At 43.4% G+C, this 13,407-nt stretch carries 16 protein-coding genes and 2 pseudogenes; 5 read left to right on the top strand and 13 right to left on the bottom strand.

Annotation, left to right across the window (positions count from 1 at the left end):
- Positions 1-50 precede the first annotated feature (50 nt).
- Entirely contained in the window at positions 51-533 is a 483-nt protein-coding gene (locus tag OCV27_RS20370) for a hypothetical protein (RefSeq protein WP_125322315.1), read from the bottom strand.
- Positions 534-665: 132 nt separating this feature from the next.
- Positions 666-1,580 carry a hypothetical protein gene (locus OCV27_RS20365; protein WP_125322314.1) on the bottom strand — a complete coding sequence of 305 codons (915 nt, stop codon included), beginning with the start codon at positions 1,578-1,580 and terminating at the stop codon, positions 666-668.
- A 437-nt stretch (positions 1,581-2,017) separates the two neighbouring features.
- On the opposite strand from OCV27_RS20365, the gene OCV27_RS20360 reads away from it, so the two are divergent.
- Together OCV27_RS20360 and OCV27_RS20355 are read left to right on the top strand one after the other, a co-directional pair.
- On the top strand, positions 2,018-2,428 hold the full coding sequence (locus tag OCV27_RS20360) for a LexA family protein (RefSeq protein ID WP_125322313.1): 411 nt from the start codon (positions 2,018-2,020) through the stop codon (positions 2,426-2,428).
- Between the two features lie 2 nt (positions 2,429-2,430).
- Positions 2,431-3,411 (top strand): annotated as a pseudogene (locus OCV27_RS20355) (Y-family DNA polymerase); the annotation flags it as partial.
- Here OCV27_RS20355 and OCV27_RS20350 read toward each other — a convergent pair.
- Positions 3,408-4,555, bottom strand: a protein-coding gene (locus OCV27_RS20350; protein ID WP_337969491.1) for an IS3 family transposase whose coding sequence is annotated in 2 segments (ribosomal slippage) — positions 3,408-4,279 and positions 4,279-4,555 — 1,149 coding nt in all. Because the reading frame shifts where the segments join, the coding sequence is not laid out codon by codon here. The pseudogene OCV27_RS20355 and the gene OCV27_RS20350 sit on opposite strands and share 4 nt — an antisense overlap.
- Before the next feature lie 60 nt (positions 4,556-4,615).
- Between OCV27_RS20350 and OCV27_RS20345 the strand changes: the two are divergent.
- A pseudogene (locus OCV27_RS20345) lies at positions 4,616-4,765 on the top strand (DUF4113 domain-containing protein); the annotation flags it as partial.
- A gap of 78 nt (positions 4,766-4,843) precedes the next feature.
- Here OCV27_RS20345 and OCV27_RS20340 read toward each other — a convergent pair.
- From OCV27_RS20340 to OCV27_RS20295, 10 genes are all read right to left on the bottom strand, one after another.
- Entirely contained in the window at positions 4,844-5,944 is a 1,101-nt protein-coding gene (locus tag OCV27_RS20340) for a hypothetical protein (RefSeq protein WP_125320562.1), read from the bottom strand.
- A gap of 215 nt (positions 5,945-6,159) precedes the next feature.
- Positions 6,160-6,528, bottom strand: a complete 369-nt coding sequence (locus OCV27_RS20335; RefSeq protein ID WP_125320563.1) for a TIGR03751 family conjugal transfer lipoprotein — start codon at positions 6,526-6,528, stop codon at positions 6,160-6,162.
- On the bottom strand, positions 6,515-7,933 hold the full coding sequence (locus OCV27_RS20330; protein ID WP_125320564.1) for a TIGR03752 family integrating conjugative element protein: 1,419 nt from the start codon (positions 7,931-7,933) through the stop codon (positions 6,515-6,517). The genes OCV27_RS20335 and OCV27_RS20330 overlap by 14 nt, the downstream gene beginning before the upstream one ends.
- Positions 7,927-8,745, bottom strand: a complete 819-nt coding sequence (locus OCV27_RS20325; RefSeq protein ID WP_125320565.1) for a TIGR03749 family integrating conjugative element protein — start codon at positions 8,743-8,745, stop codon at positions 7,927-7,929. The genes OCV27_RS20330 and OCV27_RS20325 overlap by 7 nt, the downstream gene beginning before the upstream one ends.
- Positions 8,742-9,386, bottom strand: coding sequence for a PFL_4703 family integrating conjugative element protein (locus OCV27_RS20320; RefSeq protein ID WP_125320566.1), 645 nt, complete (start codon positions 9,384-9,386; stop codon positions 8,742-8,744). Before OCV27_RS20320 ends, OCV27_RS20325 begins: the two co-directional genes overlap by 4 nt.
- Positions 9,379-10,401 (bottom strand): hypothetical protein, encoded by a 1,023-nt coding sequence (locus OCV27_RS20315; protein ID WP_125320567.1) that lies wholly within the window; start codon positions 10,399-10,401, stop codon positions 9,379-9,381. Before OCV27_RS20315 ends, OCV27_RS20320 begins: the two co-directional genes overlap by 8 nt.
- Complete coding sequence (locus tag OCV27_RS20310; protein ID WP_125320568.1) at positions 10,394-10,735, bottom strand: DUF3487 family protein; 342 nt, start codon at positions 10,733-10,735, stop codon at positions 10,394-10,396. The genes OCV27_RS20315 and OCV27_RS20310 overlap by 8 nt, the downstream gene beginning before the upstream one ends.
- On the bottom strand, positions 10,735-11,085 hold the full coding sequence (locus tag OCV27_RS20305) for a TIGR03745 family integrating conjugative element membrane protein (RefSeq protein WP_245986684.1): 351 nt from the start codon (positions 11,083-11,085) through the stop codon (positions 10,735-10,737). Before OCV27_RS20305 ends, OCV27_RS20310 begins: the two co-directional genes overlap by 1 nt.
- Entirely contained in the window at positions 11,082-11,336 is a 255-nt protein-coding gene (locus tag OCV27_RS20300; protein ID WP_125320569.1) for a DUF3262 family protein, read from the bottom strand. Before OCV27_RS20300 ends, OCV27_RS20305 begins: the two co-directional genes overlap by 4 nt.
- On the bottom strand, positions 11,329-11,643 hold the full coding sequence (locus OCV27_RS20295; RefSeq protein ID WP_245986685.1) for an integrative conjugative element protein, RAQPRD family: 315 nt from the start codon (positions 11,641-11,643) through the stop codon (positions 11,329-11,331). The genes OCV27_RS20300 and OCV27_RS20295 overlap by 8 nt, the downstream gene beginning before the upstream one ends.
- A 695-nt stretch (positions 11,644-12,338) precedes the next feature.
- On the opposite strand from OCV27_RS20295, the gene OCV27_RS20290 reads away from it, so the two are divergent.
- Positions 12,339-13,070 (top strand): Abi family protein, encoded by a 732-nt coding sequence (locus OCV27_RS20290; protein ID WP_125320570.1) that lies wholly within the window; start codon positions 12,339-12,341, stop codon positions 13,068-13,070.
- A 58-nt stretch (positions 13,071-13,128) separates the two neighbouring features.
- Positions 13,129-13,305 (top strand): AraC family transcriptional regulator, encoded by a 177-nt coding sequence (locus OCV27_RS20285; protein WP_185759755.1) that lies wholly within the window; start codon positions 13,129-13,131, stop codon positions 13,303-13,305.
- The last annotated feature ends 102 nt before the right edge of the window (positions 13,306-13,407 follow it).

The raw sequence follows: 13,407 nt of genomic DNA, 5'->3' as shown, positions 1-13,407 counted from the left end.
AACCGCTGCTATCAGATTAGTAAAAAAGTATCTTAAAGTCTTAAACGCTATTATGAATACTTTTCGTGGTGACCTAGTGAACTTTCAACAGTACCATGTACAATTGGGCAAAACACTTGAATGTCGCTTGTTTCATTGCTGCCTAGTCGGAAATTAATTCGTTTTTCGTCATAAAACACCGTGATTAGCTCTGCATGCTTTACAGTTCTAAACTTAAACCAAATATAAAGTTCTATCGTCTTGTTTTGGCCAAACGTATCCAAGCTTTTCATAGAAGGTTGTATATAAATAGGGGGAGCGCGTCGCTTTTTCCCTGTTGTCAGATCAAGAACCACATTCGAACCTCTGGTTCCAAAGAATTTATTAAGCGATTTCTCCAAACACTTAAGACTGACAATTAGTTCTTCATTTAATCTATCTCTAGACCTTTCCCTCTTAATAAGTTCTTTATTCAAGTTATCAAACTTGCTCTCTTTTCTACCCACCATTAGCCTGCGTATAAAGTCTTCAAACTTAATCAGTAAATCCTCCAAACCACGAACTCCTTCCGTATTTATAATACCAAATTAGGGTGATGAACAACGCAGAAACCCTAGCTAAACCATTGTTCCTTGAGGTGAGAGCGCCAAGCGTTGTGAATCACTCTTAAATTTCATGCTAGGCAATCAGTTCCCGATGTACACGACTTTGTCCACCATAGATGTTCTAATCTTTTCAATTTGACTAGTTTCTGAGTTTCTGACTAAAAACCATTTACCTGTTTCTTGAATCACGTCAACCGAGTAACTGGTCGTTTCAGTATGTAAAATAGCCGATTCGATTTTTGAACCTCCTAGCGCAGTAGGAATATACGGATATATGTCTTCTGAATACTTACTTATTGCTATCCAGCATAGAAAACAAAGCGCTAGCACCCCAACAACCATTTGAAATGAATTTTCGGCTTCTTCGTCTGCCTCAGAGTTAAGATAATCCGGTTCTATACTATGCTTTCGATCTGCATGCCTCATACTCATGCCAACAAAACCAAAGACAAAAAACAGCATGAGCATTATTAATGATCTTAGTTCTGTATTGTAAGCGGACACATATATGCACAACCCCAAAAACGGTACTGATCCCCAACAACTTAGTGTTCTTACCATTTTCGAATACCAGTCTTCACCATTCTCGGTCATGTATATTACATTTGATAACGACGTAATTACGATAAGAAAACCCAGCAACAGATAAATACTAAGTGCCATTTCATCTATTGAGTGATTCTCGATGCTAGTAGGCGGAGTACCATGCAAAACCATATATAAAATAGCGGGCAACGCAAAGACTCGAAGCAACCATGGAAGAAAAATCTTAAGTCTATAATTATCTGGTAAATATGAAGGGTTGATATTGAATGACATATAAACTACGCAAACGCTGAAAAAACCCACAAAACCAATACCGGATAATATGTACCTAGCTTGAATCAACTCAAACTCATAACTGCCAAACAGAGACAAGTATGAATTATGTACAGCGAACCCTAATACATATAGCAAAATGGGAAATTTAACATAGTTTTCTTTGATAATGTCCAAGCATATCTCCTTTGTAACCTAAAGCAGAGCTAAGCAGCGACCTCGAATAAAATAGCAAAATGCACTTAACTTTAAACCCAAAATACCAAAGGTTAAGTTGTCTGCTTGAGTGGCTTGTTAGCTTTTAATCGTTGAATTATCGTTTACCCAATTTCGACTTTATCGGTTTGATGCATTAGGGTAAATACTCAATTGCGCTCATGATCGGCTATTACAAAAAGTAGGTCAAGAAATGACAGGAGAAAGCGTTCAAGAATCTCGTGCTAAATGACTTTGGGGCAGTTTTGAGTTGATTACGCAACGTGCATTTCACAACATGCGTAATAACATTGAAAGACGCTTTGGTGCATAAGTGCGTTATTTTATTTCTACCGTTCTTGACGCTGATACCATTTAGCACCAAAATAACTGTACGTACATACAGTCATTTTGAGTTTATGAAAGTTATTCCAATCCTTGCAAGTGCGGGTATTACAGGCTTTGAATCACCAGCAGCAGAATACGCTCAGCTGGGGATGAGCCTTGACGAACTATTAGTTGAGCATCCTAGTGCTACTTTCATCGGGCAAGCAATGGGTGAATCTATGCAGGAAATTGGCATATTTGATGGTGACTTGTTGATTGTTGACCGACATGTCACCGTTCAAAACCATGATGTTATCGTGGCTAACTATAACGGTGAGTTCATTTGTAAAATGATCGATATGACACGTCGACTACTTTTATCAGCAAATGAAACAATGATGCCTGTCTACATTAATTCTCAAGATACGTTTTCGATTGAAGGAGTGGTAATTCGTTCAATTCGGTGCCATCGACCAAGCTATCTATTATCTTCTGCTGGTTAAGCATGTACGCGCTAATTGATGCTAACTCTTTTTACTGTAGTGCTGAGCAAGTTTTTCGTCCGGAGTGGCGAGGCAAGCCTCTCGTCGTACTATCAAACAATGATGGCTGTGTAGTAGCAGCTAATCGTCAAGCAAAGGAAGCCGGAATACCTAAGTTCAAACCTTATTTTGAAGTCAAGGCTTTATGTGAATTAAAAGGCGTAATTGCACTTTCCTCCAACTATGAACTCTATTCTGATTTGTCAGCAAAAATGATGGAAGTTATCGGGAGATTCGCACCTGACCAGCACATTTATTCTATTGACGAGTCTTTCCTGTCTTTCCATCGAACATACCCTGCAATCAAAGATTTGCGAGAGCATGGAATTTTAATTAGACGAACCGTTTGGAAAGAATGTCGTTTACCTGTTTGTGTTGGCATGGGTACAACGCTGACCCTTGCCAAAATTGCTAACCATGCAGCTAAAAAGATTCGAGGCTATCAGGGCGTTTGTGTTATCGACAATGACAAAGAACGTATTGAAATATTGAAGAAATTAGAAGTCAGTGATGTATGGGGAATTGGCAGACGTATTTCGGCTCGTTTGAAACATATGGGCATAAGTACGGCTTACGATTTGGCGCAGTACGCACCAGAAAGAGCACAGCGGGAATTCTCCGTTGATGTAGAAAGAACGGTTCGTGAGTTGAATGGTGTCGCTTGCAAAGGTTGGGATGCAGCTAGAGCAGATAAAAAGCAGATTTACTCGACTCGTAGTGTCGGGAAACGAATAACAGAACTTGAAGAGCTTGAACAAGCTTTAAGTAAACATGCTGCTATCGCCGCCAGTAAAGTACGTAAACAAAAGTCGCTGTGTAAAGTGATGTTGTGCTTTGCTTCTAGTTCGCCATTTGATGATAAGCCTCGTAGTTTCCGTGTTGTACATCGATTCCCTTATCCCACTTCTGATTCAATGAAACTTTGTTCTGCGCAACTTTTTCAGGACACTTTTCTAAAGGACTTTTCATAATCGATCGGTGACATATCGCCGTTAGACGTATGTAGCCGATCTAAATTGTAATATCGCATATAAGCTGATATATCATTTTTCATGTTCTCTCGCGTTGGTTGCGGTACTTTTAGTAACCAGTCATGCTTCAGACTACCAAAGAACCGTTCAACTACCGCATTATCCCAACACGCTCCAACATCACCCATGCTGGCTCTTATTCCATAGTTAGCCAGTAAATTACGATATCGTTTACTGGTATATTGCGACCCTCTGTCTGAGTGAAACACCAAGCCTTTACGTGGTTGGCGTAGGTTATAGGCTTTCATCATCGCTTTACTCACCAAGTTCGTGGTCATGCGTTTATCAAGGTGCCACCCCACAATGCGCCGTGAATATAAGTCCATAATAATGGCTAGATACATCCAACCTTCGCCCGTCTTTAAATACGTCACATCGCCAGCCCAGACTTGGTTTGGTGCCACTGGATTAAAGTTTTGGTTAAGCAAATTATCGGCGACCGTATCACTATGCTTGCGTTTTGTGGTCACTTTGTACGCCATACGTTGTGTGACGACAAGGCCCAGTTGGTTCATCAGCTTTTGTGTGCCATAGTCACTGACTTTAAAGCCCTCATTGCATAACCGTTTTCGCAGCTCTCGATAACCCAAGCTACGTCGACTTTCTTTGAATATCACCTTTGCTCTACGATATAGATGTAACTGCTCTTGTGTTATTCGCTGAGGTGGCCTTTTCAACCACACATAATAGGCTGAGCGACTCACATTCAGGCTGTTACATAAACGAGTAACAGGATAATCAGAAGTCAGTTGTTTAATAGTCTCAAAGGCTACTTGGTTTCCTTTAGCAACAGGGCGCTGGCCTTTTTTAGGATGTCCTTTTCCATCCTTAACTCTTTGTTTTCCTTGCGTAGCCGCATTAACTCTGCTCGTTCATCAGAAGAGAGCGTTGAACCGGATTTCTCAGCTTCAAATTTCGCTTTCCAGTTGTAAAGAAGCTTGTCTGTGACACCCAAAGATACAGCCGCCCTTGAAACGCTGTAGCCTTGTTCAGTGATCAACGCCACCGCTTCTCGCCGAAATTCATCGGTATAACTTCTGTTTTTTCGTTTTGTCATAGTCACCTCAATAGTAGGATTATATTCCTTTATTAAAGTGTCCTGTTGGATTAAAGCAGATCAGTGTTTGATAGCCTCAATAATAGGTATGGAACTGATACGCTTTTCATTGGTTCCCAAGGTATAGAGCAGAGATGGAGGATGCGAAGAGAAATGCTTACCCCTCGATATACGACCAAGTGGTTAGATATACCTAAAGTAAGGTGTTAGCAGCTCACTTCTGGACAAAAATGTTTTGGCGAGGTTTGTAATTAGTGCACCAATAAAATAGAAAAACTAATTGCTTTGTTACGAATTTTTCCTTTTTGAGTAATGTGCAATAACGTTGTTGTTCCACTTTAATAGTAATTTTGTTCTCTTTTCATGATTCCGTTCTAGCTCTCGCTCTTCTGCTAAAAACTTTCCTTTTTTGTAGATGAAATTTTGAAATTCATATATCTGCTGTACGAGTGTATACATTGGCTTTGAATGTATTCCTGTACAGCTCTCGAACTCTATTGGTTGATTAATATCATATAATGGTTCTACTCGGTCCAAATGCTGAAAGTACAATATTCCTTTACCAGAGGGGTAAGGTGAAAGTGTATGTTTAGCCAAATATGAATCAAAGATGCTGACATCACCAAGGAAACCTGACTGAAACCTCTTATCTTCGGACTTGCTCATAATCGGTTGGTAAAGATGTATGGAGGGTTTAAATATTTGCTTTCTTATAAGGGGATGTTTGATTTTCCTAGTGACCGAAAAATCACTAGTATGCATCATGTGAGGGTTTTCGCCATCAAGCATAGTGAAACAGCTTTTAGGAAATGGGAACCCACAACGTCCAGAAAACAAAAAATCACTGGACATATTCATGATCAGGATATTATTAATTCTCAATCCCATACAGGATGGTTGACTATGAAATATTAGTGATTCTGCTCCTAGAGCATTTAACCCAACCCCGTCACCTTCGAGTGGATAGATAGCAATCATTCGATCTTTTTGACCAATTCTCGTATTAATATGGAAACTGGGCTGAATATTTGTGGGATTACCTTGAATGAAATGATACTGAATCCAAAGCCCTACACGAACCTTATCCATCCAATCCATAAAATCAACATATTCAATGCTTGTGAGCGAATCTCTGGCAAGTAATTTCAGAACATAGGGTTTAGCTCTACTTTCTAGATTTGAGTATTCCGTATTGCAAATCTCACAAGCTGGTACACAGAAATTTGACCAATCAAATCTAATAGTTCGCCCATTTTCAAAATTGGTACCAAAATTTACTACTCTTTTGGGATCTCCAGTTAGCTCAAGCAGCCACTGAGGTAGTATATGTTCTCGAGTCTTTTTGTCTGGAAGGTTTCCACAAAAAACACAGAATCTATTTGAGGTCATTCGCAATATCCAGTGATGTATAACGCCGCGCTTTGAGGCAAATTTAGAGCGAGTGTTATGGGGCTAGGTCTTTCTTCTTGTTACCCATGAGATTTTCTATATCAAATCTATCCGATGATCTTTGCTCAAACTTCGACACGTAACCCAGAATGGGGCATTTTATTGGTGTGTAACATTGAAATGAAGGGCAGCTATGGCCCTTCAGCGTTTATATCCTACAACTCGTAATGCACCCGTTCGTACAATGGAAAAACCGTCGTGTAACCTGGTACAGGGAGCGCCCCGCTCCGGTGTGGAAAGACATATAACACCACATCAGGGTTCGCAATCCTAGGAAACTGCTTTCGTGTGTCTCGGACCTCATCTCGAATATAGTCACTTTGCCGGCGTATTTCAGCACGGACTGAAAGAGAACGATTATTTTGATAGGAAGGGATAGCCTCTTGACCCATTTTTTGTTTCCAGATGGAAACCACATCGGTGTCAGGTTGAGGCAATATGGCTTCTTGATTAGTAGAGCATCCACTTAAGCTGAGAAGTGCACTAAAAAGAGCGTATCGGCAAGGTGTATTAAGGAAGCGCATAATGACCTCTTGTTGTCAGTTGTGGAGAGCGCACGTAACGGGGTGTCTCTGAGCGGTGCAACGTAATGGGTTGTCTCAGGTGAATGGCTGCTTGAACACCAGGCTCGACATAGATGATGTCAAAGCTCATGCCCATGCGAGATTGAATGAAATCCGACACCGTTTGAGCGCTGGCTGCACTGGCTTGAGCAACGGCATTTTTTGTGGCACTCCCTGTCAAAGCAGAGGTGCTGGTTGAGCCATCCACACTGATGGTTTGTTGGGAAATCGCCACGGCATTAGCGGCGGCAGTCGCGGCATCAAGTAAGCCTTTGCTGGTTAAATACTCGGGAGCATTACTAATGCGACGGCCACTAATACACGGATTACCTGTTGGATCGGCCAGATAGCCCAAATCCTGGGTTTTGATTTCTGATCCATCAAAATCCCCTTGAATGACGCCTTCCATTTTTTCTGGATAATTGATGATTTCACCGTTTTCCAAAATTAGAGAAAAGGTTTCGACTGCTCCTCGAACGCACGATAAGCTCCAATCACCGGTTACGGTGCCGGTCACGATAGCGCCTTTGACTTCTGGCAGTGTCATGCCGTTAGCCAACAAGTTCTCAGGCCCAATGATCATCGAAAATGGGTAAGGGTCGGTGACTTGGCCATCGATAGGGACTCGGCCCATCAATGCGGTCATGGCGTTGGCATCGGCAAGAACAGCGCCTGGGTGAAGAGAATACAGCGGCATGGCGAATGAAGTATTTGAATCGTTAGCCAGTGATGAGGTTGTGCCTAATGTTGAAGCCACGCTTGGTTGTGTGGTTTCAGTGCGGATCATGTTTCCATTATCGTCAAGTTGAGCATTCAACGGATTGACCCATACCCAAGTCTCCTCGACAGATTGATGCGTATTATTATTGGATGATGACGCGGCATTCCACTGACAATCGGTATCCCCAAGACCAAGTGCTTGGTAAGTGGGATCGTCACAATCGGTGGTGGTTGATTGACTCAAGATAGGGCGCTGTTTGTTTTTAAGAGATTGGTAATCTTTTCTTATGCGATCATCGAGTTGCGTGAGCCTCTGAGTTAATGTGCTGAGGTTGTCTTCTAACGTACGCGTTTTCTCTTTTTGTTGGCCTAATATTTTGTTGGCACTTTCAAGCTCTCCTTTTAGGTCCTCATTCTCTTGCTTGGTGATGGTCATGGTGGCGGCTAGGGTTCTGAGCGTATCGACAGCCCCATCTTTGAACGCGCCGCCTAAGGCTTGTGCATCCACAATGACGGGTTGTGATGAATCGTTGGACTCAGATAACGCAGCGGGCTGGGTTTCTCGCTTGCCATCTAGGATAGAAATCAAGACGATCGCGACCAATAGGCAGGCAAGTCCAAGTGCCAGTTTATTACGAGTTACCATGACGCGCCCTCATACAAGTAGTTTTTGAGTGGCCCAGGAGTCGCTATCAGTGCGGTGGTTGTTTTTGTGGCAGAATGAGCGGGTCCTAAATCAGGGTGGACAAATGTGGCCATGCAACGCTTGAGTTTGCACCCTTGTCCTAAAGTGAGTTGACGCGGATCAAGTTTAAGAGTGGCATCCCCTTGGTGAGTTAACTCAATAGCGGTCACGACCCAATCCTGATAGGCCCATGCCGCGATAGGCTTCGCTGTGATTTGCCAAAGCGGAAAAGTGGAAAGTGCGAGGTTATCCATCAGACCCATGGGTGAGCGTTGCACACCAGGGAGTGACTCAATAGCATGACCAGGACCGTATAGCGTTTGCATGACAAAGCGCACCAATAACGCCGAACCGTCCATTTTCAGCTCAACAGACTTATCAACGGAATGTTTAGCCGGTGCCACATCGGGCGCATCATCAAAATGGATGGTGACGAGAGGGAGCCCGTTTACCTTAAGGTTGGCCTGCACGTCTATCAACAGACGTTGGCCATCATGGATCCGTTCAACCTGGAGTCGACGGGGGCCAAAATCCGACTGCGCCGTCAGGTATACACGTGTCCCTAAACTCATGACGTTCAATAGTGGTTTAAGATTTGAGGGGATGGCCACACGAACAGGACTGTCGAAAGTGATGATCATTTCCTGTTTGACTTTAAGCATTATAGGCAAAGGGGCGCCTTGCCATTGCATCGCTCTTTCCGTACTGGCCACAGCAGAATGACTCAGTAAGATAAGAAGCGTTATCAGGGCTGAAAAGCATCGGTGTATCACTGCTTATTTTCCTTGTGTTTGAATTGAATTTCTCTTGGGCTTTCATCAAAGCAGTCGAGTGCGAGTCCCCAAGGGTTGGTATTACGGTCAATGTCATATCGCACTACTTTGAGTGGCCATCGAATGTAGTTTTGTTTCACCACTTGAGTGCCGACCCATTCTTTCAGCTCCAAATCGACTTTGACGACCCAGTTATCCTGATCTTTCACGATGACTCGCCAGTCATCAAAGCCAAGGCTTGGAATTTGCGCGACACTTCGCTCTCGACCAGACAGCTCACCACGGCTGCGTTTCTGGCTAAGATCTTCCCGTAGCGTGGCTTGACATTGAGGGGTGAGGTAAGGTTTAAAGTCATGCAGATTACGTTCGTAATCGTCATTACCGTCTGTGCTCCAGCGATTGATTTGCGTAAAAATTTGCGCCGCAAAGCCGTACACATTGGGTTTGGGGACTTCCCACCAAGGGCGACTGGTGCCTGAGGTTAAATCTGGCGGATTATGGACGGTAATGTCTTTGCCTGCCTGATGCCAACCCCACATGGAGAATATCGACAAGGTCGTTAGGCAGACCAAGGCAACGCGCAATGTACGGATGTGAGCATCACGACCTGCCAGTGCACTTCTGAAACGGGCTTTAGCCATGCTCACTCTCCTTAGACCCAAAACATAGAAATGGACGCTGTGATCGCTCTAGCTGACGGGTTAAGGTAAAGGCGATATCTGCCCCAAAAAACTGGTAAATATCTTGAGGTAATTCCAAATGCTCCACGACAGACTGAGATTGTGAGTCTTGCTGTTGGTGCCCTACCCAACTTCTTTGTTCATCGTTCTCGCCCATTAACTGGTACAACTGATAATTTCGCCCCTGATGAGTGCATTGTGACAACAATCTGCCTTGAAATATCACATGGGTGAAACCAGAGGTAGAAGCGGGAAGAATGATCGTATTGGGCAAATGGTCCATGATAAAGGGCATCATAGAGTGGCCATCTATGAGTGTGTTTCTTCGCTCAAGGAGAGAGTGTTGAGTGATTCGGGCTAAGCGCTGCTCAATGAGAGGATCAGACTGTGTATCGAGGCGACGACAATGGGCGCAGTAGTCGTGATAGAGTTCATCGATTTCGACTATCGCACGTTCTAAGTCAACTTGGTCAGTCGGTTGCTCAAGCGTCCTTAACGCCTTCTCAATGGTATGACACCAGAGTTTGAGTGTATCTAATACCTTATGTGGACGACAAGGGCGGGTCATCTTGTCATCTATTGCCCAAGGCCAATCAATCCCTGCTTGAAGAAGCATGGCTCCTCGATATTGTGGATATCGAAATGGGGGCATCACCTTGGCAGCTGAAGGATAAGACCAACAGGCACACTCTCGTTGATAGCCTGAAGCATCTCCGTGCGTCACCGTTTCGACGGCAAGATATTGCTCGTCACTGGATATATACAACTCTTGACGAATATATCGCAACTGCTCAGATTTTGATGCGATGGGCTTGGATGAGGTCATGTAAGGTACGGTAAATTGCGCGTAACTGAGCAATCGACCATGAAGTAAAATGGGGCCTTCTCCTTCAGTTGGGGTAATGTCATAGGTTTTATACGGTGTGGCGGGAGCACTGTTGGACGGTGCCTGATCTGCCAATAAACGACTAGTCATGATCTTCAATTCTCTTTGTGGCCATTTTTCGAGACTGAGTTTGGTATCGCTCTGCGTGCTTGAAGCGATCAAATTTCATCTCAAAATAACTTTGGCAATGGGCACGTTTTGCCCGAGTTATGGCATTAATCATCATTTTGGGCATGGCGAAAACACTGACGACGCCCAAGAATAGGGACGCGACCCACAACATGCCAATACCGGTTAACGCCATCAGTCCTGCGCCGACACCGGTCATTATTACGGTATTGACGGCAGTGAGCAGCCCTACCTCTGCAAGCGACAGCCCTTTATAAAAAGGCGGCTTTACATTGAGCAAAGCGGGCGATTTCATCAGATGCTACCTAAAATATTGAGGCTATAATTGAGTCCCCAAACAGAGAGCAGAATTAACATGCCGCCAATAATCGCATCGGTCAGCAGCTCTTTTTTGGTTTTCTTTCCGTCCCGAGTTTGGCTGTATATATCCCAGACATGGCCGAGGTAGTAGAGCGCACAAAACGCAACAAAAATGCAGCCACCGTAAAGCACAATGTCGTAGGCGTAGTAAAAAATCAGCTCAAGAAGATTGTCGCTATCTCCTTGTGTGGGATCTTGATTTTTTGGGATTTTTGCTTGTGCGGCACAGCTGGCCATGGTCATCGCCCCAAGAAGGGTACGCGTGAAAGTGGTGAGTATTTTCATCCGTTAACTCCATAAAACATAAGAGAAGTGAGGGCTAGGTAAACAAAAACAGCTTTAAAAATGAGGCGGCGGTACGTTTCTTTATCTATCGCCTTCGAGCGTAAGCCCTTAAATCCGCTCCATAATGTCCAGATAACCCAGAATAAGGTGATCACTGTGCCTAAAATAGCCAGGACAACATGGCTGTCTGACGCTGAAAACCCTGCGCCATAAGCAAAGGCATCGGTGACATTGTTGGACTCGTCATTCATCCGTTGGCCCAACGACATAGTCCCCAGACAGAGGACGAACTGGCTTGGCTCCAACACGAGCAGGGTTGAGGTAAAGGTCAATGCCGGATTCGATGTCAGCCAAGTCTGTGCGTAAAGCGTCATAGTAGAACTGATGAGGTTGGCGTATTTCGGCTTCTTGCTCAGCACGGTCTATCAGGTAATACAGCTTTTGAATGTGTCTTTGAATGAGCTTGAGTTCCGCTCGTTCGCCGTCAACGGTGGCCATCGCAGTCGGTGACATCAGCAGCATTGCTATGATAAGCCAATGCGGTGTTATTCGGTGCATGGGGTGTCCTCTATTCCATTGGTGGAAAAACGATACCAAGGAAAAAAGGCGCTGGGGAAAATAGGGGCGTCGAAATTCGTATGAATTTAAGCGCTGCTGTTTCGTGACAAGTGGGTGAATATATGATAGGGCTTAGAACATGACGTCAAATATCATCCCGACCAATACAACGGCTTTGATGCTGATGAGCCGTTTTTCAAAAGAAACAGTGGTGATTACTTTAAGATCAAACGTAGAACTACTGAGAAAGGTAATACGAGTTATCACTGTAATGCCCTCAATAATCATATTAAACGTCTGTTAACTGATTCGGGTATCGAGCAGCCTAGTATTCTGTCAGGCCGTAGAACGTTTGCCGTGCGCTTGAAGCGGCAAGGTGTGGATACGCCAACAAATTCACCTGATGTTTGGCAATAAGACTCTAGAAACCACATTAAGGCTAATTGAAACGGATACCGTGAGTATGCTAGCAATTGCTGATATCGCTTTTTAAAATAAGATAGACATATATGACGGGTGGGTGTAGGGTGTTTTTGTGAGTTACAAACAAGTGAGCCACCCTCGAAAGGGTGGCTCTTAAACTCGCTACCTGTTGTCAATACTGTTTCCAGCGGAAGAGGACAGGGCTATCACAACAAAAGGCTGGGCCTCAGTTGCATTAAATATACATAATAATTTCATTGAAGGCAAATATTTTGGATTTGGAAGAGATCAAGCAAGGACTTTCTACAGAAAAACTAGAAACCTATCGTCAGGTGCTCGACTGTAAATCTGATAGTGAGTTAATAGCCGTCTATATGGCGATGCAAAGTATAATGTCTCAGTTTTTCTCAGTAGTTCAGCTACTTGAAGTGACATTAAGAAATTCAATCCATAAATCAGCAACAGAATGCTTTGAAGATGATGAATGGTATAAGCGCATCCCGACAAGCCAAGAATCAAAGAGACAAGTCGATTTTGCAGAACGGCAATGTTTGGATGATGTCGGTGCTCGATACACTAGTAATGACTTAGTTTCTCGCCTACCTTTCGGTTTTTGGGTTCACATGCTTCATAGAAACTACAACAATCCTCGCGATAAAGAACATAACCTTTGGCAGACTCAACTAGACAAATGTTTCCCTAACGCAAAAGCACAAAATGTAAAACTCAACACCCTATTCCAGAGAATGGGTTCTCTTAACAAATTTAGAAACAGACTATTTCACCATGAACCAGCATGGAAAGGCCGACAAACCAAAAATAGATTAGATGCAGTTCAATATTTATTAAAAATGTTTAACGAGCACATGGATGCTATTGGCCTACTATCAACATCAAAGCGAGAGCTGATTGCTGTGTTGGGGTTTGAAGAACGGTTCACGCAAGAATGCGATATTAAAAGTCTAGAGCGCTTTGAGTCGATATTAAGTCCAGACGATAAATGATTAAATACTCTACTAGACATATTTAACAGGTCAATGCAAAAGGCTAAACTAGACATATATGACAGGTAAAACTATTACAGAGTTTCAACGCATCGCTAATACAAAAGGTTGGAAATTTGAAGATATAGCCAAACGTTGGGGAAAGTCCGAACGCCAGTTATCACGGATAGCAAAGGCGGGTGAACAGCGTGACTTAGATGCTGTGAATGGCTTGCCAGATAAATCAAAAAATTAAAGGAAAAAAATTCGTGTGGGAAACAGCAGCCACACTGGACGTAGATCTTACGGTACCATGAGGGGTTAGTGTAGGAAAAGCATCTTACACACGTAAATAATT

The organism is Vibrio pectenicida, from assembly GCA_024347015.1.
Classification (GTDB): domain Bacteria; phylum Pseudomonadota; class Gammaproteobacteria; order Enterobacterales; family Vibrionaceae; genus Vibrio; species Vibrio pectenicida.
This window is presented reverse-complemented; position numbering and strand designations above follow the sequence as displayed.

What these genes read in the sequence shown, in the direction of transcription:
- OCV27_RS20300 (WP_125320569.1), bottom strand. Translation starts at nt 11,336, where the DNA reads ATGAATGACGAGTCCAACAATGTCACCGATGCCTTTGCTTATGGCGCA.
- OCV27_RS20315 (WP_125320567.1), bottom strand. Translation starts at nt 10,401, where the DNA reads ATGACTAGTCGTTTATTGGCAGATCAGGCACCGTCCAACAGTGCTCCC.
- OCV27_RS20330 (WP_125320564.1), bottom strand. Translation starts at nt 7,933, where the DNA reads ATGGTAACTCGTAATAAACTGGCACTTGGACTTGCCTGCCTATTGGTC.
- OCV27_RS20310 (WP_125320568.1), bottom strand. Translation starts at nt 10,735, where the DNA reads ATGAAATCGCCCGCTTTGCTCAATGTAAAGCCGCCTTTTTATAAAGGG.
- OCV27_RS20295 (WP_245986685.1), bottom strand. Translation starts at nt 11,643, where the DNA reads ATGCACCGAATAACACCGCATTGGCTTATCATAGCAATGCTGCTGATG.
- OCV27_RS20305 (WP_245986684.1), bottom strand. Translation starts at nt 11,085, where the DNA reads ATGAAAATACTCACCACTTTCACGCGTACCCTTCTTGGGGCGATGACC.
- OCV27_RS20340 (WP_125320562.1), bottom strand. Translation starts at nt 5,944, where the DNA reads ATGACCTCAAATAGATTCTGTGTTTTTTGTGGAAACCTTCCAGACAAA.
- OCV27_RS20320 (WP_125320566.1), bottom strand. Translation starts at nt 9,386, where the DNA reads ATGGCTAAAGCCCGTTTCAGAAGTGCACTGGCAGGTCGTGATGCTCAC.
- OCV27_RS20335 (WP_125320563.1), bottom strand. Translation starts at nt 6,528, where the DNA reads ATGCGCTTCCTTAATACACCTTGCCGATACGCTCTTTTTAGTGCACTT.
- OCV27_RS20285 (WP_185759755.1), top strand. Translation starts at nt 13,129, where the DNA reads ATGACAGGTAAAACTATTACAGAGTTTCAACGCATCGCTAATACAAAA.
- OCV27_RS20360 (WP_125322313.1), top strand. Translation starts at nt 2,018, where the DNA reads ATGAAAGTTATTCCAATCCTTGCAAGTGCGGGTATTACAGGCTTTGAA.